Genomic DNA, 26,498 nt, shown 5'->3' on the forward strand with positions numbered 1-26,498 from the left:
TCATTTGTGATTAAGTGCCCGCCGATTTGGGGCGCGTTGACCCCAACTAGAGCACGCCCGTGCGGGGGGGGCCGCCGTAGGGGCGGCCCCCCCGTCTCTCTTCTGACAGCGGAACCTTTGTCGCCAACCGTCCGTCGAACTTCCCGTGAGTGAGTTACCCGGGGCCATCATCGGCGGCGCCGTGGTGTTCATCGTCGGGCTCATTGCCGCCTTCGTAACCATCCGCGCTGCCCGTATCCAACGCGCCGGCGCAGAGGAGCAAGCACAAGCAGCGCGCGAGCAAGTCCAAGTCGCTCGCGAGCAAGCCGACGTCGCGCGGCAGCACATGGCGGAGGCACACCGCATCGCCATCGAACAGGCCGTCAACGCACGGCGAGCGCAGCGTCGAGCAGCGTGGAGCGGCTTCCTCATCGCAGCCGACCGCAGCAGAGCCGCCGCCCGGCAGTTCATAGCGAGAAGTGGCACCAGGGACATCGTGTCCGTCCTGCGGGACCAATATCTCCAGGCCATGGCGAACCTGCACGACGCCATGGCCGTTGGAGAGATCGAAGGCCCCGCCGACGTCAGCGAGCACGCTGAGGCCATGAGGCAGCTCCTCGACTTCATTCCGAATCTGAACGGCAAGTTCCCGGACCCCCAGCTCCACCCCGGGGTGAGCGGAAATCTCAGCGAGCGAATCGAAGACCTCTACGATGAGGCCCGGCGCTCGTTCATCCTCGCGGCCCACGACGCCCTCAATGCCCCAGAACACGACGCGCGAGAATCGGGCCATGGCGGGGGCCTGAACGAGTAGCCGTCAAGGCTTCCCGAGCACGACGGAACCCGATACCGAGCTCTGCGGCGACAGCCCGCACCGATCCCAGTCGCTGATACAGCGCCGCCAGCTCGGCGGCGGTGGGCAGCTCGATCCGTGGCCGGCCGTACCCGAGGTCGGCGAGCACCTGGTAGGTGTGCCGGACACTGGCGTGGACCAGCAGCGCGATCGCGTCGGCAGGCCAGCCCTGCAGATGCAGCCGTTCGATCTGGTCCCAGTCGAGGCGCCCGCGGCCGCCCCGCCCCCGGACGGGCTCACCCGCCGCCGCAGCGACGCGCACGATCGTGCGCCCGCAGGTGCGCAGCTCCGTGCTGATGACGTCCACCGGAGTGCCGGCCCGGTAGGCGGCGAGGATCTGCTGCCGCCGCTGCGGAGACAGGCGTGAAGAGGTCGAACCGCGCGGCCGCCGGGGGATGCGGCGCGCGGCCAGGCGCCGGTGCACGCTCGTGGATGAGATGCCGAGCCGGGCTGCTATCTGCGCGATCGTCATCCGCTGCTCGGTGTACATGATGGCGATGTCGGCCGAGGTGTTCGTCACGGCGACAACCTGCCTGGCCGCCGCGCTTATGTCCGCCCGCCCTTGGCCGACGTAACCAGCCGGCGCAGCTACCGTGCCCGGCATGACGCGCGTCCGCCTCCACCGCAACCTCACCCTCGCCGTAGCCGAAGGCCCCGTACGGCGCGCCGTCGACCGCGTCACCGACGCCGCGGTGCGCGCGGTCCGTGAGCACGCCCCCGACGCCAAGACGTGGGTCTCCACACAGCAGATCCGGCCGGAGCACGTCGAAGCGTCCGGGCAGATCATCCCCGGCAACCTGCCGTTCCGAATCCCGCGCCCGATCGGGGCCGGGTGGGACCTGGCGGCCGAGCCGCGTGACCCGGGCCTGCCCGCGCACCAGCGGGTCAACTGCCGATGCCAGAGCGTCCCCGCGCCCGGCGCCATCGCCAACGCCGTCACCCGCACCCCCGTACAGATCGGACGCGCCCGGGTGCACGCCACGGTGATCGTCACCTTCCCGCGCGTCGCCGAATCCGAGTTCGCCCCAGACGGCGGCTGGCTCGCGGCCGCGGCCCGGAGCGTGGCCGCCAGGACGTAAGCGGCAGGACACGGCAGCATGCGCCCCGTCTCGCACACGAGCCTGGGAGCCCAGCATGTCGAACCACGTCAAGATCAAGCTCGCCCACCCACTGCGCACGGAGGACGCGGTGGAGCTGGGCCTGGAGGAGCGGCCCTACGCGGTGGGTTCCGAGCTCACCCTGCCGCGCGCCTACGCCGATCGGCTCAACGGCGCCGGGTTCGTCGCCGGCCGGGAGCTGATCCCCGTGGCGGCAGCGGAGAAGACCACGGCACCGGCCGCGCCCGTGAAGCCCAAGCAGGTGAAGGGCGGCGACGAGGAGTGACGGGCCTGCCGGACGCCGACCCGCTCCCGCCGGTCATCGCCCACCTGACGGGGCACCCTGCGGTCACGGCTGCGCTCGGCGGCCCAGGGCGGGTCGGCGACGGCAACGACCCCCCGTACCCTCGGCTGCGCGTCACCGACCCGCCCGGTGGCCGGGAGAACCTGCGCACCCGCGTGGTCGGCCAGCGCATCCAGATCGAAGCGCTCGGCACCCTGGACGGGCCCGCCCTGGGCAAGAAGGCGCTGCGCGACATCCTCTACACCGCGCTCCAGGCGCTGTTGGAGCTGCCCGAGGCGCCCGCCGGGACCGGGCAGACGGTGATCACCGAGGTGGAATCCGCGGCCGGCGGCGGCTACGTGCCCCTCGCGGACGGGCGGCCGCGCTACGTCGCCGTGGTGACCGTGACCGCCCATCCCGGCCAGTAGGCAGGCGTCACAGGAGAGTGAGCTGCCCCGCGGCTGCCATGCGTTCCTGCTCGGCGACGAACTTCCGAAGGCGTCGGCAGGTGCGACACTCGCGGTGTCCCGGCCGGTCTCCACGAGACAGCACGTTGTCCCCCGTCAGGGAATGCCCCCGCCAGCAGTGCGTTTTGCGCGCGTTTACGGCGGTCGGCGATCCCGATCTGCGGTTGTTGTCCCATCCGGTCTTGGCATACCAGTGCGATGGGTTCGCGCAGGAGCGGTGACGGCACGTGTCACCTTCATGGCACCAATCGTGGTGATGGCATAGGTGATCAACCTGCCACCCGTCAGGGATCGGGCCGTGGAAGGTGGGATAGAGGATGCGATGCAGCAGCTCGGGTCTGCCTCCTACTGAGATGACCGCATAGCCTCGCTTGTTAGTTCCTCCGTCCCAATGCCAGCACCGGCCTAGGTTGGGGTCATGCTGTGGGACGGACCCGGCAACGTTCACACGGGATAGCCAGCGGTTTGCCACGCTGCCAGGCAGCACGTGCGCCGAACCACGCGACTCGCCAGCGTTCTCCATGTGACTTATGGTGCCTCGCCATCCTGCGGGCTGTCGAGAGCGACACCAATACCGGCAGCCTTGGATCTACACATCCGCGCGCCCGACCAGACCGGCAGGGGGAGAGGCGTACAAGCTAGAGCCCGTTCGCCCGTCTATCAAGCACCGACACGTTCTAACTTTCTAACTGGCGGGCCGTCTAACTGCCCAACTCGCGGCCCGATCGCCTGAGAACCCATACTTCTCCGTCACCGGCGTTGCTTTTCTCGGAGAGGCTGCAGAGAGTTGAAATTCGCGGGTCTGTCGGGCGCGTCCCCCAGACGCGGCCTCACTGCCGTCGCTACGATCAGCACCGCAAAACCGCCAAGCACAGGAGTCTCAATGCCTGCGATCGTGATGTCACTCTCAAGTCTGAAAGGTGGCGTCGGCAAGACGACCACCACCGCCAACATCGGCGCGACGGCCGCCTCTCACTTCAACCTCCGCACCCTGATCGCAGACGGAGACCCTCAAGGGCACTTGTCCGACTGGTTCGGTATCGAGCGGCAGCCCGGAGCAGGATTCGCGCAGCTTATCAACCCGCCGCAAGCGGGCGGCCCCGACATCCGCAACGTGATCGTCCAGCCCAGCAGCGACGCCCCTCTCTGGGTGCTGCCCACCAGCTACCTCGAGATGGAAGAGGTCGACGCCAAGCTCTCCAGCGACCTCGAACTCGGCGGCCCATGGGCGATCCACCGCGTCCTGCAGCCCATCCTGGACGACTTCGACGTCGTCCTCCTCGACACGCGCCCCACCTTGGGCAACCTGACCACCGCCGCGATGTGCGCCTCCAACGTCGTCATCCCGATCACCGAGCCGCGCGTACCTTCCTTCCAGAGCACCATTGCCGCCGTCCAGAAGGCGCAGCGGCTTAAGCAACTGCAGAACCCCGCCCTGAACATCTCCGGCTGGATCCTCAACAAGTGGGCCGACATGGAGGAGGGGCGGGAGGTGCTGCGGCTCATCCAAGAGAACAACATCGCCGCCTACCAGCCCATCATCGAACACGGCGAGTACATCCCCAAGGCGTACATGTACGGCAACCCCGCCGTGTGGCAGTACCCCAACCACCGCGGCGCGCACCGCGACTACGCCGCCCTCACGAGCAACATCCTGAGCTCGGTCGGCCTCCTGGCCGGTGTCGCTTAATGTCCCCCGAGCGTAAGGAAAAGCGCGACATGAGCAGGACAGTCCAACAGACTGCGTCCCATGCCGTACCGGGGCTTGCGCCTCCCCCGACCATCACGATCACGCCGGTCCGGCCGATCGAGCAGCCAGTCCCTCAGGCCAAGACCGTTGAGCGTACTGCCGGGGAAGCGCCCGTCGACGCGGTCACCGACCCCGTGGTAGAAGAACCGCCGACAACGGAGCCGGACACAGCAACTGCAGAAGCCGAGACGGCCAAGGCCCCCGCTCAGGAGCCCGCAACACGCCGACACCGCACCACACCGAAGGTCCGCCCGACCACCAACGCAGACTGCAAGGGCGATCCCCGCCTCAAGCACACCATCAACCTGCTCAAGCCAGTGGTTGTCACCCTCGGCAGGCTGCAGTTCGCCCAGACTATGAAGGCGGGACGCGAACAGCCCCTGTGGCCACACGTCGACGCCGCGCTGGCGGTCCTGCGCCCAGAGCAATGCAGCGACACCGAGCTGGCCAAGTGGGCGGAGCGCGCCGAGATCTTCTCCGAGACCACCAGCGACGACTACGAACAGATCGGCACCCTGCTCCGCCAATCGGTGCTGAAGACCGTGCGAACGATGCGCGTCCGGCTACGCAGCATCGGCGCCACTGACGTCGATGTCCAGGCCGTCCTGACCACCGCCGTCGTCGCCTATCTTGATGCGCTGATTGCCCAAGGCGATTTTGAGGACCAGTCGCAGGACTGGATGTATAGCTGAGCCCCAGCAGAGGCGGCCGGCCACGCGGCCGGCCGCCCTGGATGCGGTGGGATTCTGTCGGTGCTGGCGCGCACACTCAAGACCATGAGCGTCACCACCCCGAGAGTTCGACGCCACCCCGTCGATCCGCCCGCCCGGGTCCCGGTGCCGGTTGACGAGCGCATGCACGTGCTCGGCGAGCGGGTCATCGTGCGCACCCGTCACGGCGCGTGGAAGCAGAACCTGCGTGCGGTCTCCAACGTCCACGATGACGACCGGGGGCATCTGGTGATCAGCGTCCTCGACGAGGGCGAGTGGTATCTCCTCGCCCGGACCGGCCGGTTCTCGGACGGCACCACAACCAGCATGATCCAAACGCATCGGGCTTCCCGCGTCTGGGTGGAAGTCCTTCAGGAGACGTTCAGCGCCGCCTCGGCCCTGATGTAGCTGATACCTGCGTCGAAGGCGCTCGGCCGGAACTCCGCGGCCGAGATCGTCCATGTACGGCCGGCGCCGCCGACCTCGACTACCTGGACGCCCTCGGCGACTGGCCAGAAGCCGGGGTCGAGCGCGAGCACCCACACGCCGGGCCCCGTCTCGGAGCGGTTGTCGGCCCTGGGCTCGGACACCACCCGGCCGGGCTCCGGCCCCTCGACCGGTCCGAGGCTCGTGACCACGCGGCTGCCGTGCGCGTCCCGGCCCACGACCGGGCGGCGCACGCCGAGCAGCATGTCCGCGGCTACAACAGCCACGCCGCGCCCGTCTGCGCGGGATGCGGCCCGATTCCCGGCCGCTGTGAGATGGCGTGGTAGTGCCAGCCGTCGAGGGACTCCAGGGTCGGCAGCGCCCCCGCTGCCGCCGACCCCGGAGAGGCTTCGGCGTCGTCGTAGGTGACGGACTGGCCCTCGACGGACACGCTCTTCTTCGTCCGCGCCACGCCGTACCGGTCGGCCAGGCGACGCACGAGCCGGGAGTTGGCCGCCGCCGCGGCAACGTACCGCGCCAGCGCCAGCCCGTATGCCGGGTCGGCGTCCGGGTCGCGGCCCACCCGGTAGGTGATCGTGAACAGGCCAGTGGGCCGCCCGCTTCCCGGGTCCGTCTCCGGGACAGCGGAAAGGATCACGATGACCGGGCCCTGGTCGAGCTGCCAGGTGCGGCCGGCCGGGACTCCGGCCTGGGTGACGGTGACCGGTGTGGGCGCACAGTTCAGGTGCGCAGCAACAGCCCGGTAGGCGTCGGCGAGCGCTTCCTCCACGATGGGCAGGTCTTCCTCGGCCACGGGCAGCGGCAGCCCAGCGTGGATGGCGACCTGCTCCGGGGTGACAGCGGCCACGTGGCCTCCTCAGCAGACGCGGAACGAACAGGCGGTGGTGGGCGGGAGCAACGGCTCCGTCTCCGGGTCACGGCTTCGTGGCGGCGTCGGGTCCCCACCGGCGTTGCCGCCACCAGCCGGGCCCTCGGGGGCGGTCGTGCTCCCACCCAGCACCGGTTCAACCGCGGCCGCGCTGCCGGGTGGCGCCCTCCCCCCATTGAGGCACCGTGCCGGTCTGCGCGGCCGCGGAGCTTCTACTCCTCCTGGTCAGCCGCCTTCGCGCGCTGCTCCGCGAGGTCCGCCTTGATCTTCTCGGCGTGGTCGCGAGCCAGTTTCCAGCCGGCGGGCATCAGCAGCTGGTCCGAAATCCGGCGGGCGCCCGGCTGGTAGTGGCGGCGGATGATTGCCGCTCGCGCGAGCACAGTCGTGTACTGGGGGCCCGGGTCGGTGAACAAGTCCTCGGGCTGGCACGGGGTGCCGTCATCCCACACCAGGTCCACGAACTCGCTGCCGGGCGTGGCCAGCATGTTGATCTGCACCGGTGCACCGATCGGCTCTGGCGGGGTGAGCGGCGCGGCCGGCGGCTCGAGGGGCGCGGCCTGCGCGGGCTTGCTGGTCGGCGGGGGCGCGGCCGGCGGTTCCGGCGAAGGCGGGGCGGCCTGCACAGGCTCGTCGGCCGGTGGGGGCGCGGCCGCCGCGGGATCGCCAGCGGCGGGCTTGGCCGGGTCGTCCTTCGGAGGGGTCGCGGGGACTTCGGTCTCCGGCGCCGTCTCGGTGCGCTGCTCCGCCTGTTCGGTGGCGGGCGTGCGGGGCTTACGAGGTGCCACGAAGGGCCACCGCCTTCCTGATCCAGTGGTTCGTGGCAGAGGCAAGCAGAGATCCGTGCTTACGTCATGGCGGCCACCTTCCAGGGTCGCGCCCCGGCTGAAATGAAGGCACTTCCCACTTCACTAAATCTCCTGTAATATTGATTCAGCAGAGGGGATGCGGCCCCAAAGCGAATGGAAACCAGGAGATCAAATGCGCCCCACCGACGAGCAGCAGGCAGCCATCGACGCAGCCCGCGCCGGAAAAACCATCAAGCTTCAGGCCGGAGCCGGATGCGGAAAGAGCACAACGCTGAAAGACATCGCTCTCGCCCTGCCCGGCAAGCGAATCCTGTGCGTCGTCTACAACAAAAGCGTCCGGCAGGAGCTCGCGCGGAAGATGCCGAAGAACGTGACGGTGCACACCAACCACTCGTTCGCCCGCTCCATGGTCCTCAACCGCTGGGGCGGCCACCTCGACCGGATCAACGGCAACCGGCAGAACGCCAAGGTGCAGGCCGACATCCTCGACCAGGTCGGCCCCGTTCGCATCAACAAGGACACCGTCCTGACCCCGCCCGCGCGCGCCCGCCTCGCCATGGGCGCCGTGCTCGCCTGGTGCAAGAGCGCCGACACCGACCTGCGGCCTGAGCACATCCCCACCCCGCTCGGCATCGCCAAGGCCGAAGACATTCAGCGGCTTCGCGAGGTCATCCTCCCCGTCACGGAAAAGGCTCGCGCCGACATCAAGTCCGCCAGCGGCCGGTTGAAGTGGCAGCACGACTACTACCTGAAGATGGCCCAGCTCATGCTCGCCCGCTCCAACCAGCAGACGCTGCCGTTCGACGTGGTCATGATGGACGAGTGCCAGGACGTCAACCCCGTGGCCGCAAGCCTCTACCTGGACATGCAGACCGCGCTGCAGCGCATCATCGTGGGCGACTCCGCGCAGGCCATCAACGGCTGGAACGGCGCGATCGACATCCTCGGCACCTTCCCCGCTGACCAGCTCCTCTTCCTGTCCAAGAGCTTCCGCTTCGGCCCAGCCGTCGCTGAAGAGGCGAACAAGTGGCTGACCCTCCTGGGGGCGCCCCTGCGCCTGCACGGCCACGAGCCGGTCGGCTCCACCATCGGCCCCATCGAGCGGCCCGACGCGGTGCTGTGCCGTACCAACGCCGCCGCCATGGGCCAGATCTTCGACATTCTCGACAAGGACGGCACCCCGGCGCTGGTCGGCGGCGGCAGCGAGATCGCGTCGCTCGCGATGGCCGCCGGGGAGCTGAAGAAGGGCTCGCTGACCGACCACCCCGACCTGTGCGCCTTCTCCAACTGGGCCGAACTGCAGGACTACGTCGCACAGGACCCGCTCGGCCAGGACCTGAAGGTGTTCGTCGAACTCGTAGACGCCCACGGCGTGGAAAAGATCAAGGACGCCGCATTCCAGGTCAAGGACGCCGCGCAGGCCGGACCCGGCGACACCATCGTCTGCACAAGCCACAAGTCCAAGGGCCTGGAGTGGGCCAACGTGCGGGTCGCCAACGACTTCCGCCAGCCCAACCCCGACGCGGGCGCCACCGGCGAGACCCCGGTCAACCGCGAGGAACTGATGCTCTCCTACGTCACCGTCACCCGCGCCATGCAGCGCCTGGACCGTGGCTCCCTCGCCTGGATCGACCAGTTCGTGCGCGGCCGCCGTCACCTCGCCGCCATCGCCTAACCCCGTCCAGCGGCCCGCCCCCTCTCGCCACCCGAGGGGGCGGGGCACCCTCCCTGCTCTGGAGACCCCAGCCATGCTCGACCAACTCCTCACCAACCTCGACAAGCGCCGCCTACGCCTGCAGGCGGCCCTCGTCCTCGTCGACCGCGCGCCCGAGGCCGCCGAGCGAGACAACGCCCAGGCGCTCGCCCACCGCATCCGCAACCGCATCCACGCGATCGAGAAGGACCTGCCCACCGGCAGCGGCCACGTCGTCATCCCGACCAGATGCGGCTTCGGCCGGATCCGGCTCAACCTCGTCGTGAACCTCATCAAGCGGCTCGACGGCTGGCCGTCGCTGTACTGCGTGGAGAACGCCACCTTCCGCAACGGCGACTACACGCTCACCTGGACAGCCCGCGCCGACCGCGTCACCCGCATCTCCACGCTGCTGCGCGAATTCCTCGACGACGTCGACCAGGCCGCGCTCGAGGCAGCCCGCACGCACCGGGCATTCCTGCGCCGCCAGCCCGAGGAGCACCACGCCGAACGCGACCGCAGATCGCTGGTGCGCGCCTACCGCAGGGACTTCCTGCTCGCCTACGGCGCCGCACTGACCGCCCGCCTCGTCTACGGCCTGACGTCCGACGCCCCGGGAGTCCTGCCGGGGCAGTCACCCGCGCTCGACGCCCAGCACTACATCGCGGCCGCCGACCTCACCCGCTACGAGCTGCCCGGCCCGCGCGCACCGATCGCGCTCCACACAGCATCCTGACCCGCTCGTGGCCCTCCCCGCATGGAGGGCCACGAGCCTCCCCCGGAGGAATCGATGGCCACCAAGAGGCGCACCGCCACCGCGCGACGCCCCCGCTCAACCAGCAGCCCACGCAAACCCCGCACGAGCTCGCCCTCCCGGCCCGCCCGCGCGAGGTCACGCCGCTCCCACAGGGACCCGATCGGCGCCCTCATCAGCAAGATGGCGACCAGCGCCGCCAGGCACTCCGGACGCGCGCTGAAGGGCGTCGCCGCCGCAGTCAAGAACCTCGAGCCCGGTACCCGCAGGGACGGCCTGGTGCTGCTCTTCGCCGCCCTAACCCTGACCCTGATCCCGATCACGTGGGGAATCGCGGACGGCACCTTCGCCACCGCCGTCAACACAGGGCTGCACCTCCTTGTCGGCGGCACCGCCAGGGCGCTGCCGCTCATCACGGCCGCCGTAGCGGCCACGCTCATGCTGTTCCCGCGCACTGGCCGGCTCGCCTGGACGTTGAGCGGATGCGCCGCCACCCTGCTCGGCGTGCTCGGCATCCTGCACCTCCTGACCGGGGCCCCCTCCGCCTTCTCAGGTACTAGCGGCGGCCTGCTCGGCTGGCTGATCGCCGCCCCCATCGGGGCGCTGCTGCCCACCGGATGGGGCGTCGCCGTACTCGCCTTGTGGAGCGGGTGGGGGCTGCTGCTGGCCACGGGCAAGCCTCTGCGCACGGTCGCCGCCACGATCAAGACCCGCGCGGCCGAAGCCGCCCGCCTGCGCCACCGGGTACGGCTGCGCCGCGCCACGCCGCCCACCCCGGCCGAGACGCCCGCCGACTCCACACCGTCCAGTGAGGACCTCGCGCCAGCGGCCTCGCCGCACGACGCGGCCCCGGCCGCACAACCGCCTTCCGCCGAACCGGCGGAGGCTGCCCCACCGCCACCCCAGCAAGCCCCGCCCGTCGCCGCCACCTCGGCGGCACCGCCGCCAGTCAAGGCCGAGCAGCTCGTCCTGTCCCCGCAGGCCGGGGCATACGTCCTGCCGGACCTGATGCTGCTCAACGCCGGGAGCACCCCCAGGCCCGCCACCAAGGCCAACACGGTGGTGGTCAAAGCGCTGACCAGCGTGCTGGGCCAGTTCGCCATCGACGCCCAGGTGGTCGGCTTCACCCGCGGCCCCACAGTCACGCGCTACGAGATCGAGCTGGGCCCGGCGGTGAAGGTCGAGAAGGTCACCGGCATCCAGAAGAACCTCGCGTACGCGGTCAAGTCCGCCGACCTGCGCATCCTGTCGCCCGTCCCCGGTAAGTCGGCGATCGGGGTGGAGATTCCCAACGCGGACAAGGATCTTGTCGCGCTCGGCGACGTGCTGCGGGCACACGTCGCTCGCTCCGACCAGCACCCGATGATCGTGGGCCTGGGCAAGGACGTCGAGGGGCGCACGATCGTCGCCAACCTCGCCAAGATGCCGCACCTGCTCATCGCGGGCGCCACCGGCGCCGGCAAGTCCGTCTGCGTGAACGGCCTGATCACCAGCATCCTCATGCGCGCCACCCCGGACGAGGTCCGCATGGTGCTCGTGGACCCCAAGCGGGTGGAACTCAGCGTCTACGAGGGCATCCCCCACCTGATCACCCCGATCATCACCAACCCGAAGAAGGCCGCCGAGGCCCTCGACTGGGTCGTGGGCGAGATGGACCGCCGCTACGACGACCTGGCGGCCAGCGGCTTCCGGCACGTGGACGAGTTCAACAAGGCCGTGCGGGCGGGCCAGCTCAAGCCGCCGCCGGGCAGCGAGCGCGTCTACCAGCCCTACCCGTACCTGCTGGTGATCGTGGACGAGCTGGCCGACCTGATGATGGTCGCCCCGCGCGACGTCGAGGACTCCATCGTCCGCATCACCCAGCTCGCCCGCGCCGCCGGCATCCACCTGGTCATCGCCACCCAGCGGCCCTCCGTGGACGTCGTGACCGGCCTGATCAAGGCCAACGTGCCCTCCCGGCTCGCCTTCGCCGTCTCCAGCCTCACCGACTCACGGGTCATCCTCGACCAGCCCGGCGCCGACAAGCTCGTCGGCCAGGGCGACGCGCTGTTCCTGCCGATGGGCGCCAGCCAGCCCATCCGCATCCAGAACGCCTACGTCACCGAGCAGGAAATCACAGCCGCCGTCGAGCACTGGAAGACCCAGCCGCTCCCCAACGCCCCCCTGCCCGACCTCACCCGCCCGGCCCCGACCCCGGCCAGCACCGCCGAAGAGATCGGCGACGACCTCGACCTCTTCCTCCAAGCTGCCGAACTGATCGTCACCACCCAGCTCGGCTCCACCTCCATGCTCCAGCGCAAGCTACGCGTCGGGTTCGCCAAGGCCGGACGTCTCATGGACCTGCTCGAGAGCTACAACATCGTCGGCCCCAGCGAAGGCTCCAAGGCCCGCGACGTGCTCGTCAAGCCCGACGAGCTCGATCACCTGCTCGCCGACCTCACCGGCGACACCCCCACCGAGGAGAACCCGTGACCCCCACCCCTTCAAGCAACAGCGTCGCCGAGGTCATCGAGCGAGCGCTCGTCAGCCAGCTCGGCGTCGACATCCTCGATCGCCCCGGCCAGCGTCTCGGTGAAGCCGTGATGCAGGCACTCGCCAACGCTGACCTGGCCGTCATCGACGTCTCGCGCACACCCGAGGAACTCGTCGACCAGACGATGATGCGTGGCCTCCACATCGACAAGCGCGGGGTAGCCCTTGAGCTGCTTCCGCCCCGCGAGCTTGCTGCCCAGTGGGTCCACTGCGCTCGCGGCATGCTGGGCGACGCCCCCAACTACAGCGAGACCATCGCTGAGTTCCCGCCAGAGCCCGACTCCGGCCAGCCGGAGGCGACGCGATCCGTCTCCTTCGAGATCTCTCCAGCCGGTTCCGCCGACCGGTACGCCCTGATCGTTCAGCGGGTCGGGAAGCTCAGCCCGCACGAGGCCCGGACCCTCGCTGAGGAACGCGCCCTCAAGGCCGAGGCAACGGCCGAGCAGCTCCAGTACGAGAGACGCCTCCTCGGTACGGCCCGCATGGTCCTCGACCTCGTAGCCGCAGGCGACCCCTCCCGCTGGGATCAGGCCCGGAAGGAGGCCGAGAGCCTCGCCCAACGCATCGTGGACGAGATCGGCCACCCCGTCACGGACGAACCCGCGCTCAGCCCTGGATACCGCACCCAGCTCGACCAGTCCGAGGCCCGAATCGAACACCTGACCACGGGCCCGGCCGAGCCCGCCACGGTGTATCTCGCCATCGGCGGCGAGTACGACGGCCGCTGGGTCCGCAAGGTGTTCGCCCGCCGTGAGGACGCCGCATCGTACGGCTGCGCGGACGGCGTGGAGGAGTGGCAGGTGAACACTGGCCCCGTCGAAACCCGCACCTGGATCCGCGCCATCTGGACGATCAACGACCCGGCCGCCCCCGAGTACCTGTTCGACGCGGTGAACCCGTTCGACCTCGACGGCTACAGCGAGGTCCGCGATTACGACGGGCAGGCCGGCGCGCTCGCGGTCGAGTGGTGGCCGCCCTACAGCGATGGGGAGCCGTGGCAGATTCAGATCAGCGGCTGGGACCCCGACCTCGCCACAGCTGCCTGGAAGCAGCGCCGCGATCGGCTCGTGGCCTCCGGCGGAACCCTGCAGCTGCCCCTGGACGCGGACGCACCCTGATGCCGATCCGGCCCGAAAACAAGCACCGCTACCCGGCCGACTGGGACGAGATCAGTCTCGCCGCCAAGGAGGCGGCCGGGTGGCGGTGCGCCTGCACGGGGGAGTGCGGCCGCGGAACCCATAAGGGCCGCTGCCCCAACGAGCACGGCAAGCCCGCCTACGGCACCGGCTCCACCGTGGTGCTCACCACCGCCCACCTGGACCACACCCCGGAGAACTGCGAACCGGACAACCTGCGGCCCATGTGCAACGGGTGCCACCTGCACTACGACAAAGATCACCACCGGCAGACGCGAGCGCGCACACGAGTCGCCGCTCTCCGAGCCGCAGGGCAAGAGCCACTCTTCGATGGAGAATCTTGATGTTGGCTGAGTCGAGGTCGGCATCGCGGCCCAGAACATCCCGCTGTTCTAGCGGGTCGCCGGCGTACCTTGCGGGCGCCGCCACCGCCGCCCGCTGTAGTGATAGCCCTGCGACTTCAGCGCGCGCGCGACCTGTCGCGGCGAGCAACTGGCAGCGGCGGCCACGTCCCTCGTGCCTCGGCCCTCATCGATCAGCCGGGAGATCATGGCCCAGTCCGTCTCCCTGGGGGCGCCGCTCGGCCGCCGCTTCACCCCAGCCTGGCCCACGACCCGCCCCACGATGCCCCTGGTCACCCCGAACGTGGCGCAGATGTCCAGCACGGCCACGCCTGCGGTGTACGCCTTGGCGATGCCGTCCACGTTCTCTGTGCGTGCCCTTCCGCCGCCTGGTCTGCCCCGCACTGTCGCAGGCCGGAAGATTGCGCCCTGCTGGAGCAGCCGGTCGTAGATCTGCTTCTGGGAGCAGCCGTGGGCGCGGGCAAGGTCGCGGATCTGGCCGCCGTCCTTGTAGGCGGCGGCCAGCGCTTCGTCAGTCTGTGCCAGCGCCGACATGCTGCTCCTCCAGGCCGGTACCGTCTTCGCCCTCACACGGGGCAGGAGTTGTTTCGGGCTGCGCCAGTTCCCCGATCGGGCCGCCGAGTTCGTCGGCGTACCCGACTCGGACTCGGCGGGCGAAGAACGTGGCCGTCACCGCGACCGCGCTGTGCGGTATGTCGCTGATGGACATGTTGATCTCTGTACCGGCGGGCAGGTACAGCTCGGCGCCGTCGACGAACACCTTGTTCGGGACGATGACGGTGTAGGCGCCCTCGCGGTCCCCGGTCGGAGGGCGGGAGTCGACGATGTCGATGGTGGCCGCATGGGCTTGCACCTTCAGGGTGGTGGTCACGCGGCGGACCGTACTCGGCTTATGAGTTAACGTCCCCGTGGCTCACGAGGTGCGGCCCCTCCGCCGAACGGTACGGCGAACCGGAGGGCGGGGGAGCGGTGGCTGCCCCGCCCTCGGGCCTCTGCTGCAGTGATCACGCGGCGAAGGTGCCGTAGACGAATGCCTCCGGTCGGTCGACCGCCAGGCCACACCGCTCCTGGGCCTTAATGGTCACGACGTTCTCTTCGAAGTTGTGCGCGTTCTCGGTCGAGACGGTCACCGACACGGACTCGCGGTCGTAGAGCTTGGCGCCCAGGCCGTAGGAGCCGAGCAGGTACTTGCCCTCGACCATGGCCGGGGTGTCGATGACGTTGAGGCGCCACACGCGCTTCTCCGCGCCGATCGCCACGGACACGGCGACCCTGTAGGCGCCGTGGCCGTCCTCCTCCAGCTCGATCTCCTCGAAGTCGAGCGGGTGAACGACGATGCCGTTGGGGTCGTAGTAGGCCAGGATGCTCTTGGTCATGGCGCGGCGGAGCTGCTTGGTCATCTTCTCGCCGCCCACACCCAGGTAGGTCTGGATGCCGGGCGTCTGCGTGATGCCGAGAAGGTTCTCGCCCTGGCCGTTGCCGAACAGGACCTGGTAGTCCTCGGTCAGCTTGACACCGTCCACCATGTCTCTGTCGATGATGCCGCGCAGGCGGCTTTCGTCGGCCAGCGTGTTCTGGTGCACGTACTCGATGTGCGAGATCAGGCTGATCGGCGCGGTGTAGGGCGTGAACTCCAGGCGCGAGCGCGGGGCGCGGCCGAAGATGTCGGTCAGGCCGCCGGTCGCCGGGCCGCCGTTGGCCGCGGTCCGCTCGGGGACCGGGGCGGCGTTGTTGACGAAGCCGGTCTGGCGGATGCCGTGCAGGATGTTCGCCGTGGTGCTCTCCGCCGGGAAGAGATCACGGACGCGGTTGGGGCGGCGCTGCCGCTCCGAGATGCCCACGTCCTGGTCGTGGCCGAACGCCGGGCTGGTGTGCGTACCGGCGCTGAGGCTGAAGACGTCCTTGGCCTCGAACGAGTAGATGCCCTGCTCGAACTTCACGACGCCACGCGGGTCGTCGAAGCCGCTCTCGCGCAACTTCTTGTACAGCTCGCTGTCGAAGAACGCCTGCGACAGGGTCTTGTGCTGCGGCCGGCCCTGCTCCGCAGCCAGCATCCCCGCGACCGGCGTGGAAGCGGGAGCGCTCAGGTACGCCTCGATCCCCGCCCGCTTCTCCTCGGCGTTCAGCAGGTCACGGATCTGGTTGGCCTCTTCGATCTTGGCCACGTACGCCTTGTGCTGCTCCGGGCTGATCGTGAACTTGCCCGGCTCCTCCTCGTTGAACGTGTCGCTGATGCGGTTGATCTCGTCCGCAGCCGACTGAAGCGCGGACTTCAGCTCGCGCACACGCCCGTCGTCCTTCTTGTTGGCAGTCATCTGCCGTCCCCCGTGCTGATCTCGATGCGTTCGGATGCGATCCGCACGCCCGGTCAGCACCGGGACGCCCCGTGATCAGGAGGGAAGGTAGGAGGTTCCTCTGTTTACGTCCCAGAAGATCCACTAAGGTGAGCGTTTGCTGAGGTCGGGGGCCTGGAACGATCCCAAGAAGGGGGCTTCGATGCCCAAACGGCACGCTGTCGGACTGCTGTTATCTGCGCTGGTCGTGACCGGTTGTTCCGCAGCCGAGCAGGCGCCGCCGAACGGCGCGCCGGCCGCCGAGGCGTCGTCGACGACGAAGCCCGCGGCCGCGACGTTGGAGTGGGGGACGACCGCCGCCGGGGCCGGCGAGCTCGGCAAGCCGCTGGACATCACACCGGTCGGCGTCTACTACCACAAGGGCGACAAGCGGTACGGCCTGGCGCAGAACGGCACGTTCGCCGCGGTCGCGGTGAAGGTCGCAGCCACCTCCGAACCCGATCATGTGCCGATCGCCGCGAACGGCCAGGGGTTCCTCTGGCAGCACGACGGGGAGACACTCGCCCCCGACGCTGGCGCCGAAGAGCCGTGGGTCGGGCGCGTCAACACCCCTCTGGCGACCGATATCCAGCCCGGTGAGCACCAGGTGTACGTGATCAGCTTCGACATCACCGCCCGCGGCGGCAGCCTGGTCTACGTCTCCCCGGCCGGCGACCAGCAGCGGTGGAAGCTGCCAGCCAAGTCCGGCGGCCAGGGCCTCAAGCGGGTGCTCACCGCGCTGGACGAGCTCGGCATCAAGCGGTGACGACGGAGTATCCCCGAGTCACAGGCGGGTGCGCCTCTTGGCGGCTAGCATGCGAAGCGAAGTGCCTGTAGGGCGATTTTCCGTGCCCGAATCCGTCAGCTAACCCGGTAGGCGTTCGTGGAAGTCACTAGGAGCTTTGGCCGTTCGTGGCTGGCACCCACAACATGATCGCTTAGACCGCAAGACCCGCAAGACCGTAGCACTACCACTCGATGAGTGCGTCCGTTGGCCGAGTCGAGGAAGCAAGGCGTCCTCGAGCCGGGGAACCATTAAATGGGATGAATCAGGCACACAGACACCAATGGATACGCGTAAGCGTGCCCGGAGGGCCTTCTGTGTGCAATGGCTCAACCGTGGTTCCCTCGCACAGAGGTCCTCGGGCGTATTTCGTCGGAGGTAGAAGTGTCCATCGCCTTGCACGAGTGGGTGATCATAGCCCTGCTCATGGGGCTCATCGCCAGCCTGGCTGCCGGCCACGTCGCCCGCTCCTTGAAAGCCAGCACCCTCACGGCATTCGCCTGGGCCGGAGGAGCGTTCGTGACGATCACCGGGTTGGTCATCACCATCATGTGGTTCGCCGTGACGGTCATGACCGCCGCCTAAGTTCCCGGCCCCGACTGGGGCCTCTACATAGTGACCCGCCCGGCTTGCATGTCCTCCAACCGACGTGCAAGCCGGGCGTTCGTCTCCTCCAGCCGCAGGTACTCCTCACGCGAGACCGCAGGCGCCTCAGCGCGCAGACGAGCGTTCTCTGCCTGCAGGTCGGCGTTCTCCGCGCGAAGCCGGTCGCCGTCGACGGCTCGTAGGCGGGCGGCGAGCTTGGCCGCGTGCTCCCGGCTCGCTGCCAGCTCGGCCGGAACGCACCGAAGGGCCTCCAGTTCCTTGCGGATCTCACGGGCGTACTCGTCGAGGGCGCTGATCTCTTTGCGGGCGGCGGCGAGCTTCTCCCGCAGCCGGGTGACGAGTTGGCCGCGCTCGCGCAGCCGCTTGAAGCTGAGGCTCACCGGACCGCCGCCTCGGCCAGAACGTCCAGCCCGGCCTTGATCTCGGCCGAAGTCAGGATGGACTTGCGCAGGTCGTTTGGCAGCGCCGAAGGCGCGGTGGAATCCGGCATGATCGACGGGGGAGGTGGCAGCGGCTGATCCTCATTCGACGGCACCTCGGGGACCTGGTCGTCCAGCGGGATGCCTGCCGCGACCAGCACCTCGCGCAGGATGGCGGCCGCGGTGCGCAGCCGAGTGGCGTTGGCGTCAGACAGGACGCGGCCCGCCTTGACCTCAAGCTCCACGTCACGGATGGCAACTTCGACGGCGGGTTCGGGCATGGGGGTGCTCTTCTCCTCGTGCTCCTCCAGGCCCTCGTCCGGCTCGTTGCTCTCCGGCTCGTCTCCAGACTCACCCTCGCCGGGTGCCGGGGCGACGCCGAGCGGGAAGAGTTCGCGGTCACCGCCCGAGGCAAGGGCGATCTCTCCGAAGGTGACCGGGACCGGCGCGTACGGCGCGGGCAGCGCCGTACCCGGCTCGTCGAACCGGATGGTCACGTGGGGCGTGTAGCCGTGATCGGCTGCGTAGGTGACGCCGGCGGTGTCGAGCGCTTCGACGAGCCGCTGCCGCAGCACCTCCAGGCCGGGCACGTCGACGGGCACGAACACGGGCACGCCGTCGTCGCCGGCGGGGAAGACGCCCAGACCGCCGACCTGGCCCGTCAGCGGCGCGTAGCTGCCGGCGACGTTCTGCACGGCGTCGCGGGCGGCTGCCATGGTCTCCTCGTCGACGTCCTTGCCGAGGTAGACGAGAGTCACATGCAGGTCGTCGGGGGCGTGGCCGCCCGGGACAGCGACCTGTTCGGCGACATCAGCAGGAATCATGAGGGCGATCATCACGCCCGGATTGTCCGGGGCCTCCATCTCGGCCTCGGCGAGGCTGGCCCACTCCTCACCCAGGGCCTCGAACGGGTTGTCGTCGGCCAGCGGGAATCCCTCGCCGCGGGCCTTGACCGACAGGGTGGCCGACTGCGACGCCGCGCCGAACAGCACCGGCGAGTACTCCCACAGGTCGAGGTCGGTGATGTAGCGCTTGCCGCCCTTCTTCTTCGCCCCGCCCTCGGGGATGGTGTAGCCGATCGACCACTCGCACTCGTTGGACGCGCTGAAGAACCGGACGTTCTCGTACGCCTCCCGCCCGGAGGCGCTGGCGAGGTTGAACCGGCACCGCACCCACAGCGCGCCGGCCTCGCGCGGCCACGGCTTGCCATCCTTCGTCGTGGCGGGAAGCCGCGAGTCGCCGGGCAGGAGTTCTTCGATCGCCTCGGTGCGCGCGGCCCACACCTTCGTGTCATGCGAGAAGATCCCCTTGGGTCTCCGCTCGGCGAGGGTGCGCCGGTAGGCGCGCGGCACGATCACGTCGCCCACGCCGTCGACCACGCCTGTGATCGACACGAGCGCTTCGACGACGCCCTCATCGCCCGTCGTGATCGCACCGCTCGTCGGCGTGGCCGCCTTGTACTCCAGCTCCTGCGCTTCATCGACCGTCACCGTCACAGCGACCTCCCCCAGATCGTGGTCGCCGGGAGGATGCCAGGGCTGGCCGCTTACGTCCCGAGCGCCTTCGCCCCGCCCTCAACGGGCGGGGCGGCCCGGCCGCGCCGGTCAGGCGTAGGTGAGGGCACCGGTCGCCGTCACGTTGCCCGCGTCCGTGGCGACGACCACGTCGTAGGTGCCGGCGGTCTTGGCCGGGGCCCGGAAGCTGATGGTGTCCTCGTCGATCACCTTGATCTCGGTGGCGTTCGTCGCGCCCACCGTGACCGCGTTCGCGGCGACGGTCGGGGTGAAGTTCTTACCCTTGAGGGTGATCAGGGTGCCGCCGGCGAGCGGCACGCTCGTCACGCTGAAGCTGGTGATCACCCCGGCGGGGAAGCAGGCGTCCAACTCCGACTGCTTGACGAGCTGGCCCGCGTAGAACTTCAGCCTGCGCCCGTCCGGCGGGTAGGCGGTGCCGTCGTTGCGGTGTCCGACGTACAGGTGCTCTGTGACCCGGACGACCGGGTCGGTGACGGGCACGGAGGCGACCTTCGCCTGCGCGGCCGTCTTGGTCAGCTGGGTGGTGCCGTTGGCGGCATACAGCGTCATGGGTTGTCCCCCGGGATTGGAGCGGCGCGCAGGAGGCCGGGCTCGGTGGGTACGGGCTCCACCAGGGGGTCGTCGTCCAGGCCCGCGGCGGCGAAGAGCATCGCTGCCAAGGCCCACCCGATCACGACCCCGATCACGAGACCGACCTGCCACCATGCCACCTGCTTGTTCACAGGGCGCATGATGGCGAGGTCGCCCGCTAACGTCCTGAGGGCGGCGGGGGTCAGTAGACGACGCCGTCGACCTCGGGTCCGAAAAGGTCGGGAGCCTCGCCGGCCACCTGCGTGACCTCGGTCAGCGCGTACAGCGCGCACAACACCGCCTCGGCGTCGGCCAGGTTCAGCGCCAGGGTCGGCCCGGTCGGGGTGGCCGAGTGCTCCTCGCCTTCGAAGGTACGCAGCAGGGCCACCACGTTGGATGTGCCGTCCACGACGAGTCCGTCGAGCGCGGCCGGGTCGTGCCGGACGTGGTAGGCGACCCCGTCGATGTAGCCGCTCACGTCGAACATGATCGTTCCCCCTTTTTCGTAGGTGGTTGAAGGGGCCGAGGGGCGGCCAGGATCGCCTCCGTCGCTCTATCAGGAGGGTAGCGCCGGCCAGCCCTTGCCCAGGGTGTCGTTACAGCAGGGCCAGGACGCCGAGCAGCCACTGGCGCAGGTCGTCATCCAGATAGGAGGAGCCGCCCATGAGGCTCTCGATGGTCGTGGTGAACACCTCGTAGGCGCGGCCTTCGTAGTCCTTACCGGTGTAGTGCTCGGGGAACTCGTCCCTGTAGCCCATCTCGGACGTGCCCCGGTAGATCGAAGTCTGCTTCTCCCTCGTCCGGGACCCGACGGGCCCCGTTGAGGTGCGAGCCCACAGCAGCGCCCACTCCGCGTCCAGAAGACCGGGCACAGCGCGTTCCATGCCGTGGCCCATCTCGTGGACGGACACCGCGCCGAACTTGCCGCCCTTGGAGGTCTTCTGCACCTCGGGCGACAGGGCGACCACCTTCATGTAGTCGTTGTAGAAGCCGCGCTTGACCTGCTTGATCGTCCAGCCGTTGGTGCCGCCATGGGCGCGGAAGGCCTCCAGCCACGATGTCGGGTAGGACTCCTCAGCGAACCGCAGCGACTTGACCAGCTCGGAGCGGCCGGTCACCTTCTTGCCGGTGCGGTCGTTGCGCCAGTCGACCTGGACCCCGCCGACGCCGTCCGGCCGGATCTCGCGCAGCAGCTCGATCGCGGCGTCACGGTTGGCCTGCCCGAGCTCCACCTTGAGCTCGCGCTGCCGCACCAGGAGCTTCTGACGCCGTTCCTGGTCAGCTTCGAGGTCGACGCGTTCGGTCTCCGCTTGTTCCCGCGCCGTCCGGGTGATCTCCAGCATCTGATCGACCAGGCGGTCAAACTCGGCGTTGTCCCTCCGGTCGAGCGCGGCTTGTCTCGCAACATGCATCGCCTCATAGGAGGCGAAGCCTTGCAGGCGTGCCTGGCGGTCCTTCTCCGCATCCCACGTCTGCGACCACCGCAACTCGGCTCTTTGGATCTTCCGCCGCAGTTCGGCCAGTTCCTCGTCCACGGCGTTCTGTTCCTGCTCGAGCGGTACGGCCTTCTGGGCGCGCTTGGCCTGGTAGACGTCATCAAGTTCGCGGCCGGCGGCGCGCACGAGCGCCAGGTGCGCCATAGCGTGCTCCCCGGGCCCTCCATCGGGGGCCTCGTCACGAATGAAGGCGTCGATCTGCTCGGTCTCGGGCACCCGGCCGGCGTCGAGGTCGGCGAAGGTTGTGCGTTTGAACACCGTCCGCTTCAGCCGGCGCTTTCCGAATGCGTGCCCGCCGCCCAGAGCCTTGCGGTAGGCGTCGACGCGAGCGCCGATGTCGGCACCGTCGCCTCGCTCGGGGACACGGGCCAGGTCGTCGTCGGCGCCGCTGTCGGGCACATCCAGCAGGCCGGCAAGCTCAGCCAGCGTGGACGCCGCCGCCAGGTAGGTGGTGCGGTCGGCGGGCGGGTTGTCGTAGTACTGCACCAGCACCCGGCCGTAGGCTCTCGGCCGGTCCTCACCACCGATCGGCCGGGCCTGCCTGATGGACTCGATCAGGTGATCCTTCGCCTGTGCCCGCAACTCCCCGAACACCTCGGTCAGCCGCGCCACCGCCGCCTTGCGGGCCTCGCCGTCACCGATGTTCAGGTGGTCGGCGATCCGGCGAGCACGCTGCCTGTCCTGAAAGCTGGGCCCTTCCTGGACACGCTGCCGATGGCTGGCCTCGATCCGTTCGGCGATCGTGTCGGGGGTGTCGTCGTCGGTTGCCTGACCTGCGGCGCCGACGTGTTCCTTGTAGGCGGCCACCGAGATGGCGCCGAACTCCTCGCTGATCTTCCGAGCGGTCTCGTCCCGCTCATGCTGTCGCCGAGCGTCGGCGAGGTAGCGGGTGTAGCTCTCCGAGGCCGCCAGCCTGGTGATCGTCTTCCCGTCGCCGGGTGAAAGCGTCCGCGTGATGAGCCCGCCGTCTCTGGTCGTCAGCCAGACGGCGTACGCCTCTCTCTCGCCGCCCACGACGGGGGTGACTGCGCCGACGTGACCGACGACGGTGTCGCCGGCGGGGTCAGAGATCCTGATCAGGTCGCCTGCTCGTACCTCGTCGACGGCGACGTCGACCGGGTCCTCGTCCGGCATCAGCCCGTCCCAAGGCTGGTCGGATGAGCCGGGGCCACGGCCGACGCGGACCAAGCTTGGCAGGCCCTCCCGGTTGTAGAAGATCTCCCACCGGGTGCGGCCATCGGCGCCCTGCAATTTCACCTCGGCCTGGCCACTCCAGGAGTCGTAGGAGACGTTGACCACGGTGTAGACGCCAGGCTCGCCGTCCAGGCCTCCGTGCCATTCGATCTGGTCGCCAATATGCAGACGGCTGTGGTGGATGTGCTCCCGGCCGCCGGGAGGCTCCTCAGGCTCGTCGTCGGGCAGATCAGGTAGCAGCCACACGTCGGTGCGGCCGGTGAGCACCCGCGTCTCCACGGTCCCGTCCGCGTGCTCAACCTCCAGCTCGACCAGCCGGCCGCGCATCATCGACCTGGCGGCGCGGACGGTGACGAACTGCGCCTGCTCGCCTGCGCCGGGGACGGCGATGACGTCGCCGGCGGCCACGTTCCCGGAGCGGACCTGCTCGGGCGCGGACCGGCCGGGCGGCAGTTCCGGCGCCGGGACGCCGCGGGCTTCGGCGGCGGCCGCGTCCAGCCGGTGCGCGGCCCGCTGCAGCGCCCGGCGTTGAACGGTCTTGACGTGAGGCTGCTCGGCGGCCTGCCGTACCGCGTCCGCGAGCGCGGCGGCGTGGTCGGCTGACAGCGGCATCCGGTGCCGCAGCCGGAGTGCGGCGTCGCTGACCGCAGGATCCTCGACGGTGTCGAGGCCGAGCGCAACGAGGTTGGCCCGCTGGTAGGTGTACAGGACCGGGCGGGCGGCTGGGACCTCCTTGGGCAGCCGGTCAGGTCGGGGCGGCTCCAGCGGCGTCACCTCACCGCCGTCAGCGTCTCCGCTTCCGTCGTCGTCGCGGGCGGCCGGGCCGTCCAGGCGCTTCACGACTCTGCCGTCGACGGCCAGGAGCATGCTGGCGGAGCCGTTGTCGAAGACGACGTGCACCACGTTGCCGATGTCACTGGCCTCGAGGCCGGTGACGGTGGCGGGCGCGTGCTCCCAGCCTCGCTTCGCCAGCACCCGATCTCCGGGCAGCAGCGAGCCGACTGGCACGTCGGTGATGGTCACGGGCTCCGGCGCCTGCCCGCCGCCGGCCTGGAGCCGGTTGACGCCCTGCCCGGGTCGGAGCGCGAGCATGGAGCGGTGGTCGTCGAGGTCGCGGACGGCGAGAAACACGTAGTCGTCGGTCCGGGTGACCTGGGTGATCTCACCCTCGGGGATCACGTCACCCACGGCAAGTTCGTCGGCCGGGACGGGCACCGAGCCGGGACCAGCCGTGCCGGGACGGTAGTAGAGGCCCTTGCCGGCCGGAAGGCGGAACCAGCCCGCAGGCAGGTCGCCGGAGCGGCCATCCGAGCTCTCCCACCGGCCGCCGTCAAGCAGCAGATCGTGGCCGCCCCACCCCTGGTCGACCGCACTCTGATCGCGGACGGTGCCGGACACGGTGACCTGGTCGACGGGGCCGAGCCCCAGCCGCGAAAGCGTGGGATGGCTGCCGCGCAGCGGGATCGCCACCTGGCCGCCGGACCGGACGTCACCAGGCCGAACCCACTGGCCACCATCCGGGACAGCCCGCTCGGTACGGCCAGCGGCGGCGGCCGCGGAGTCCGGGGCAGCGTCCAGCCGTGCCGGGCGGGCGCCCGGGTTGATGTCGAAGGTGTCCATCGCGTCGAGCAGGGCGCCGGTGCGCGGGTCGTGGACGGTCACCTGCTGCAGCCGGATCCGGGCGGCGCCAGGCCCGGAGATGACGCGGCCGCGCACGATGACGCCTTCCGAGGTGCGGTCACCCTGCCCGGCCTGCAGGAGCTGCTCACGATCCAGCGTGGCCAGCTCTACCCAATCGCCCTCCGCCAGGGCGGCGGCGCGGGTGGTGACGCCGTACCGGTCGCCTGCCGGGTCACGAGCGATCAGATCCCCGCCGCGGACGAGCGCCTCATTGCGCGGCACCGTCAGGGCCTGGCCGGTGTGCAGGCGCAGGGTGAGGGTGCCGTCACCGTTGTCGGTGACGGCCTCGACCAGTTCGGGCCCGCTGTCGGGGTGGTCGCGGCCTCCGGGGAAGACGCTGTCGCCGGGCTGGAACTGGAAGGCGCGCATGTAGCCGCCGCTGGTCTCCGGGTCAAGCGGCTCCAGGTCGGCCGACGCCGCGGCGTCGGCCGCTGTCGCCTGGCTGCCGTCCGGCGGGCTGATCTTGGCGCGGATCGCCTCCCAGTCGCGGACGTTCGGCGCGAGCTGCGCCGCAGCGTCCAGGTCCGCCAGGGCGCCGGCGACGTCGCCTGCCTTGTACTTGGCGGCGGCCTGCCGGGACAGGGCAGTGGCTTGCTGGTGCTCGGTCAGGACCTGGCGGGCTGCGGCAGCGTGCCGGCCCCAGGTCGGCTCCCCTTCACCCCGCCGGTCCAGGCTTCCGCCCTCGCGGTAGTAGCGGCTGGCGGCACGCTCATCCAAGACGCTGGCCAGGCTGGTCAGCGCCGGCGTGCTCAGCTGCCGGAAGCGGGGCAGCAACTGCTCGACGGCGGGCAGCCCGGCAGACGGCCCGGCGTCGGCGAGACGGCCGCCGCGGTCGAGGATGCCGATGCGGGCGAGGTCATCGCGCGCGGCCGAGTCGCGGGCGTAGCCGTACGGATCGGGCTCCATCCCATTCCGGAAGCGCCAGCGGGCGGCCTGCAACTGGACCTGGGTGAGGAACCGGTAACCCTCAGCCGAACGCCACCGCAACACCTCGGCGGGGTCTTCGAGGTCCCACGGGGAGTCGCCGTCTGGGCCCGCCATGCTGGATTCGAGGTCGGCCATCAGGTCGCGAGCCTCGTCGGCGCCAAGCCCATCGGTGAGGGGCTGGGGCAGCCGGCCGCTGCGCACGTTGGCGGCGCGGATGATCAGCCCGCTGTCGGGGGTGTCCTGTTCCAGGATCAGCTTCCCGCCAGGGGATGCCTCGCTGAGGGCGGGGCCCGGCCCCTCGGGGGTATCGCCAGCGGGTTCCGGGACGTCTGCGACCTGTTCGTCCGCGGTCTGTTCGGCGGGTAGGCGGGTGACCGCTGCGGCGTTGGCGTTGACGCGGCTTCCGGAGTCGAGCGTGACGATCATTGCGCCATCGCTGCGGACCTCGGCCACGGTGCCTTCCGCGCCGTTGGCCAGCCGTACCCGCTCGCCCTGCTGGGGAAGGTCCGCGACGGGGGCCGCCGGCGATTCCTCATCGGGGGTGGCGTCGGCTTCGCGATCATCGGCGTCGACGATGCGGGCGAGCAGTTCGCGCGCCATCTCGTCAGCTTCGGGATCGCCGTCGCTGAGCGCCTGGTCGAGCTGGGCGAGGTCCTCGCGCGGGATCTTCCGCGCGGTGGCGTCCGCGGCACCGGAGTACACGGTGACCGTGTCGTCGCCGGCGCTCAACTCGATCAGGTGGCCGCGCTCCTCATCTGGCGTGACCTGCTGAACCACGCCGACGCGGGTCACGTCGTTGCCGTCGACGTCCTCGCCGTACACCAGGACGGCGTCGCCCTCGACGAGGTCGGAGACCGAGATCCGGCCGTCCGTGTCCGGCGAAAAGTCAGCGGCGCCCTCGGCGGGCTCTTCGACCGGCACCGGCTGGGGACGGGCGTCTGCCTGCCCGGTCGGCTTGTTCCCGTCCGGGGTGCGTTCGACGGTGAGGTAGTTGCGGTGGATCTGCTGGCGTGTGCCGTCCGGGAACTCCACCTCCAGGCGGCCGCCGCCGACGTTTCGCACCACCTTGCCGACGACGCCGCGGCGGCCCCAGATGCGGACCTCGGCGCCGGTCTCGATCCACCGGCCCTTCCGGTCCCGGGGATGGTCGTCGGCGTTCCATACGGCCCGCCGTGCCTTGCTCTGAAGGACGGGCTCTTCCACCACCTGCGTCACGG

The 26,498-nt window shown here is 69.9% G+C and carries 28 protein-coding genes; 14 read left to right on the plus strand and 14 right to left on the minus strand.

What is annotated here, in order from left to right; all coding sequences use genetic code 11:
• Positions 1-145 precede the first annotated feature (145 nt).
• Positions 146-793 (plus strand): hypothetical protein, encoded by a 648-nt coding sequence (locus tag ACFWYW_RS46415; RefSeq protein ID WP_379621768.1) that lies wholly within the window; start codon positions 146-148, stop codon positions 791-793.
• Here the strand turns inward: ACFWYW_RS46415 and ACFWYW_RS46420 are convergent.
• A complete protein-coding gene (locus ACFWYW_RS46420; RefSeq protein WP_379621766.1) occupies positions 735-1,352 on the minus strand; it encodes a winged helix-turn-helix transcriptional regulator in 618 nt (205 codons plus the stop codon). The genes ACFWYW_RS46415 and ACFWYW_RS46420 overlap by 59 nt on opposite strands.
• A gap of 82 nt (positions 1,353-1,434) precedes the next feature.
• Between ACFWYW_RS46420 and ACFWYW_RS46425 the strand changes: the two genes are divergently transcribed.
• Genes ACFWYW_RS46425 through ACFWYW_RS46435 form a run of 3 tightly spaced genes read left to right on the plus strand, consistent with a single transcriptional unit; the run spans position 1,435 to position 2,640 of the window.
• On the plus strand, positions 1,435-1,911 hold the full coding sequence (locus tag ACFWYW_RS46425) for a hypothetical protein (protein WP_379621764.1): 477 nt from the start codon (positions 1,435-1,437) through the stop codon (positions 1,909-1,911).
• A gap of 55 nt (positions 1,912-1,966) precedes the next feature.
• Positions 1,967-2,215, plus strand: coding sequence for a hypothetical protein (locus ACFWYW_RS46430; RefSeq protein ID WP_379621762.1), 249 nt, complete (start codon positions 1,967-1,969; stop codon positions 2,213-2,215).
• Complete coding sequence (locus tag ACFWYW_RS46435; protein WP_379621760.1) at positions 2,212-2,640, plus strand: hypothetical protein; 429 nt, start codon at positions 2,212-2,214, stop codon at positions 2,638-2,640. Before ACFWYW_RS46430 ends, ACFWYW_RS46435 begins: the two co-directional genes overlap by 4 nt.
• 7 nt (positions 2,641-2,647) lie before the next feature.
• On the opposite strand, the gene ACFWYW_RS46440 is transcribed toward ACFWYW_RS46435, so the two are convergent.
• On the minus strand, positions 2,648-3,202 hold the full coding sequence (locus tag ACFWYW_RS46440) for an HNH endonuclease (protein WP_379621758.1): 555 nt from the start codon (positions 3,200-3,202) through the stop codon (positions 2,648-2,650).
• Between the two features lie 360 nt (positions 3,203-3,562).
• Between ACFWYW_RS46440 and ACFWYW_RS46445 the strand changes: the two genes are divergently transcribed.
• From ACFWYW_RS46445 to ACFWYW_RS46455, 3 genes are all read left to right on the plus strand, one after another.
• Positions 3,563-4,369 (plus strand): ParA family protein, encoded by an 807-nt coding sequence (locus ACFWYW_RS46445; RefSeq protein WP_379621756.1) that lies wholly within the window; start codon positions 3,563-3,565, stop codon positions 4,367-4,369.
• A gap of 29 nt (positions 4,370-4,398) precedes the next feature.
• Entirely contained in the window at positions 4,399-5,121 is a 723-nt protein-coding gene (locus ACFWYW_RS46450; protein ID WP_379621754.1) for a hypothetical protein, read from the plus strand.
• A gap of 84 nt (positions 5,122-5,205) precedes the next feature.
• The gene (locus ACFWYW_RS46455; RefSeq protein ID WP_379621752.1) at positions 5,206-5,547 is read left to right on the plus strand and encodes a hypothetical protein; all 342 of its coding nucleotides are present in this window, start codon (positions 5,206-5,208) and stop codon (positions 5,545-5,547) included.
• Here ACFWYW_RS46455 and ACFWYW_RS46460 read toward each other — a convergent pair.
• The 3 genes from ACFWYW_RS46460 to ACFWYW_RS46470 all read right to left on the minus strand — a co-directional run bounded on the left by ACFWYW_RS46460 (position 5,511) and on the right by ACFWYW_RS46470 (position 7,239).
• Positions 5,511-5,852: a hypothetical protein gene (locus tag ACFWYW_RS46460; protein WP_379621750.1), complete on the minus strand. Its 342-nt coding sequence runs from the start codon at positions 5,850-5,852 to the stop codon at positions 5,511-5,513. The genes ACFWYW_RS46455 and ACFWYW_RS46460 overlap by 37 nt on opposite strands.
• Complete coding sequence (locus tag ACFWYW_RS46465) at positions 5,840-6,433, minus strand: hypothetical protein (RefSeq protein WP_379621748.1); 594 nt, start codon at positions 6,431-6,433, stop codon at positions 5,840-5,842. The genes ACFWYW_RS46460 and ACFWYW_RS46465 overlap by 13 nt, the downstream gene beginning before the upstream one ends.
• A gap of 233 nt (positions 6,434-6,666) precedes the next feature.
• Complete coding sequence (locus ACFWYW_RS46470) at positions 6,667-7,239, minus strand: hypothetical protein (RefSeq protein ID WP_379621746.1); 573 nt, start codon at positions 7,237-7,239, stop codon at positions 6,667-6,669.
• A 193-nt stretch (positions 7,240-7,432) separates the two neighbouring features.
• Here ACFWYW_RS46470 and ACFWYW_RS46475 point away from each other — a divergent pair, with 193 nt between their 5' ends.
• The 5 genes from ACFWYW_RS46475 to ACFWYW_RS46495 all read left to right on the plus strand — a co-directional run bounded on the left by ACFWYW_RS46475 (position 7,433) and on the right by ACFWYW_RS46495 (position 13,719).
• A complete protein-coding gene (locus ACFWYW_RS46475) occupies positions 7,433-8,935 on the plus strand; it encodes an AAA family ATPase (protein WP_379621744.1) in 1,503 nt (500 codons plus the stop codon).
• A gap of 73 nt (positions 8,936-9,008) precedes the next feature.
• Positions 9,009-9,689, plus strand: a complete 681-nt coding sequence (locus tag ACFWYW_RS46480) for a hypothetical protein (RefSeq protein WP_379621742.1) — start codon at positions 9,009-9,011, stop codon at positions 9,687-9,689.
• Between the two features lie 201 nt (positions 9,690-9,890).
• Entirely contained in the window at positions 9,891-12,179 is a 2,289-nt protein-coding gene (locus tag ACFWYW_RS46485) for a DNA translocase FtsK (protein ID WP_379621740.1), read from the plus strand.
• On the plus strand, positions 12,176-13,357 hold the full coding sequence (locus ACFWYW_RS46490) for a hypothetical protein (RefSeq protein WP_379621738.1): 1,182 nt from the start codon (positions 12,176-12,178) through the stop codon (positions 13,355-13,357). Before ACFWYW_RS46485 ends, ACFWYW_RS46490 begins: the two co-directional genes overlap by 4 nt.
• Entirely contained in the window at positions 13,357-13,719 is a 363-nt protein-coding gene (locus ACFWYW_RS46495; protein ID WP_379621737.1) for a hypothetical protein, read from the plus strand. The genes ACFWYW_RS46490 and ACFWYW_RS46495 overlap by 1 nt, the downstream gene beginning before the upstream one ends.
• Before the next feature lie 48 nt (positions 13,720-13,767).
• Here the strand turns inward: ACFWYW_RS46495 and ACFWYW_RS46500 are convergent, their stop codons facing one another.
• The 3 genes from ACFWYW_RS46500 to ACFWYW_RS46510 all read right to left on the minus strand — a co-directional run bounded on the left by ACFWYW_RS46500 (position 13,768) and on the right by ACFWYW_RS46510 (position 16,052).
• Positions 13,768-14,271, minus strand: coding sequence for a hypothetical protein (locus tag ACFWYW_RS46500; protein ID WP_379621735.1), 504 nt, complete (start codon positions 14,269-14,271; stop codon positions 13,768-13,770).
• Positions 14,249-14,608, minus strand: coding sequence for a hypothetical protein (locus tag ACFWYW_RS46505; RefSeq protein WP_379621734.1), 360 nt, complete (start codon positions 14,606-14,608; stop codon positions 14,249-14,251). Before ACFWYW_RS46505 ends, ACFWYW_RS46500 begins: the two co-directional genes overlap by 23 nt.
• A gap of 133 nt (positions 14,609-14,741) precedes the next feature.
• Entirely contained in the window at positions 14,742-16,052 is a 1,311-nt protein-coding gene (locus tag ACFWYW_RS46510; RefSeq protein ID WP_379621732.1) for a phage major capsid protein, read from the minus strand.
• 181 nt (positions 16,053-16,233) lie between these two features.
• Between ACFWYW_RS46510 and ACFWYW_RS46515 the strand changes: the two genes are divergently transcribed.
• Both ACFWYW_RS46515 and ACFWYW_RS46520 read left to right on the plus strand, forming a co-directional pair.
• On the plus strand, positions 16,234-16,836 hold the full coding sequence (locus tag ACFWYW_RS46515; protein WP_379621730.1) for a hypothetical protein: 603 nt from the start codon (positions 16,234-16,236) through the stop codon (positions 16,834-16,836).
• 402 nt (positions 16,837-17,238) lie between these two features.
• Positions 17,239-17,439, plus strand: coding sequence for a hypothetical protein (locus ACFWYW_RS46520; protein ID WP_379621728.1), 201 nt, complete (start codon positions 17,239-17,241; stop codon positions 17,437-17,439).
• Between the two features lie 23 nt (positions 17,440-17,462).
• Here the strand turns inward: ACFWYW_RS46520 and ACFWYW_RS46525 are convergent, their stop codons facing one another.
• The 6 genes from ACFWYW_RS46525 to ACFWYW_RS46550 all read right to left on the minus strand — a co-directional run bounded on the left by ACFWYW_RS46525 (position 17,463) and on the right by ACFWYW_RS46550 (position 26,487).
• Positions 17,463-17,840: a hypothetical protein gene (locus ACFWYW_RS46525; protein ID WP_379621726.1), complete on the minus strand. Its 378-nt coding sequence runs from the start codon at positions 17,838-17,840 to the stop codon at positions 17,463-17,465.
• Positions 17,837-19,369 (minus strand): 2'-5' RNA ligase family protein, encoded by a 1,533-nt coding sequence (locus tag ACFWYW_RS46530; RefSeq protein ID WP_379621724.1) that lies wholly within the window; start codon positions 19,367-19,369, stop codon positions 17,837-17,839. Before ACFWYW_RS46530 ends, ACFWYW_RS46525 begins: the two co-directional genes overlap by 4 nt.
• Before the next feature lie 114 nt (positions 19,370-19,483).
• A complete protein-coding gene (locus ACFWYW_RS46535; protein ID WP_379621722.1) occupies positions 19,484-19,963 on the minus strand; it encodes an IPT/TIG domain-containing protein in 480 nt (159 codons plus the stop codon).
• Positions 19,960-20,136: a hypothetical protein gene (locus ACFWYW_RS46540; RefSeq protein WP_379621720.1), complete on the minus strand. Its 177-nt coding sequence runs from the start codon at positions 20,134-20,136 to the stop codon at positions 19,960-19,962. Before ACFWYW_RS46540 ends, ACFWYW_RS46535 begins: the two co-directional genes overlap by 4 nt.
• Positions 20,137-20,186: 50 nt before the next feature.
• On the minus strand, positions 20,187-20,471 hold the full coding sequence (locus ACFWYW_RS46545) for a hypothetical protein (RefSeq protein WP_379621718.1): 285 nt from the start codon (positions 20,469-20,471) through the stop codon (positions 20,187-20,189).
• A 109-nt stretch (positions 20,472-20,580) separates the two neighbouring features.
• Entirely contained in the window at positions 20,581-26,487 is a 5,907-nt protein-coding gene (locus ACFWYW_RS46550; RefSeq protein WP_379621716.1) for a hypothetical protein, read from the minus strand.
• Between the last annotated feature and the right edge of the window lie 11 nt (positions 26,488-26,498).

Origin of the sequence: Nonomuraea sp. NPDC059023 (assembly GCF_042740095.1) — a bacterium.
Lineage (GTDB): Bacteria > Actinomycetota > Actinomycetes > Streptosporangiales > Streptosporangiaceae > Nonomuraea.

Excerpts from the sequence above, each read along its gene's own strand:
- ACFWYW_RS46545 (WP_379621718.1), bottom strand. The coding sequence starts at position 20,471 with ATGTTCGACGTGAGCGGCTACATCGACGGGGTCGCCTACCACGTCCGG.
- ACFWYW_RS46495 (WP_379621737.1), top strand. The coding sequence starts at position 13,357 with ATGCCGATCCGGCCCGAAAACAAGCACCGCTACCCGGCCGACTGGGAC.
- ACFWYW_RS46510 (WP_379621732.1), bottom strand. The coding sequence starts at position 16,052 with ATGACTGCCAACAAGAAGGACGACGGGCGTGTGCGCGAGCTGAAGTCC.
- ACFWYW_RS46425 (WP_379621764.1), top strand. The coding sequence starts at position 1,435 with ATGACGCGCGTCCGCCTCCACCGCAACCTCACCCTCGCCGTAGCCGAA.
- ACFWYW_RS46480 (WP_379621742.1), top strand. The coding sequence starts at position 9,009 with ATGCTCGACCAACTCCTCACCAACCTCGACAAGCGCCGCCTACGCCTG.
- ACFWYW_RS46445 (WP_379621756.1), top strand. The coding sequence starts at position 3,563 with ATGCCTGCGATCGTGATGTCACTCTCAAGTCTGAAAGGTGGCGTCGGC.
- ACFWYW_RS46535 (WP_379621722.1), bottom strand. The coding sequence starts at position 19,963 with ATGACGCTGTATGCCGCCAACGGCACCACCCAGCTGACCAAGACGGCC.
- ACFWYW_RS46450 (WP_379621754.1), top strand. The coding sequence starts at position 4,399 with ATGAGCAGGACAGTCCAACAGACTGCGTCCCATGCCGTACCGGGGCTT.
- ACFWYW_RS46485 (WP_379621740.1), top strand. The coding sequence starts at position 9,891 with ATGGCGACCAGCGCCGCCAGGCACTCCGGACGCGCGCTGAAGGGCGTC.
- ACFWYW_RS46430 (WP_379621762.1), top strand. The coding sequence starts at position 1,967 with ATGTCGAACCACGTCAAGATCAAGCTCGCCCACCCACTGCGCACGGAG.
- ACFWYW_RS46475 (WP_379621744.1), top strand. The coding sequence starts at position 7,433 with ATGCGCCCCACCGACGAGCAGCAGGCAGCCATCGACGCAGCCCGCGCC.
- ACFWYW_RS46440 (WP_379621758.1), bottom strand. The coding sequence starts at position 3,202 with ATGGAGAACGCTGGCGAGTCGCGTGGTTCGGCGCACGTGCTGCCTGGC.
- ACFWYW_RS46500 (WP_379621735.1), bottom strand. The coding sequence starts at position 14,271 with ATGTCGGCGCTGGCACAGACTGACGAAGCGCTGGCCGCCGCCTACAAG.
- ACFWYW_RS46455 (WP_379621752.1), top strand. The coding sequence starts at position 5,206 with ATGAGCGTCACCACCCCGAGAGTTCGACGCCACCCCGTCGATCCGCCC.
- ACFWYW_RS46515 (WP_379621730.1), top strand. The coding sequence starts at position 16,234 with ATGCCCAAACGGCACGCTGTCGGACTGCTGTTATCTGCGCTGGTCGTG.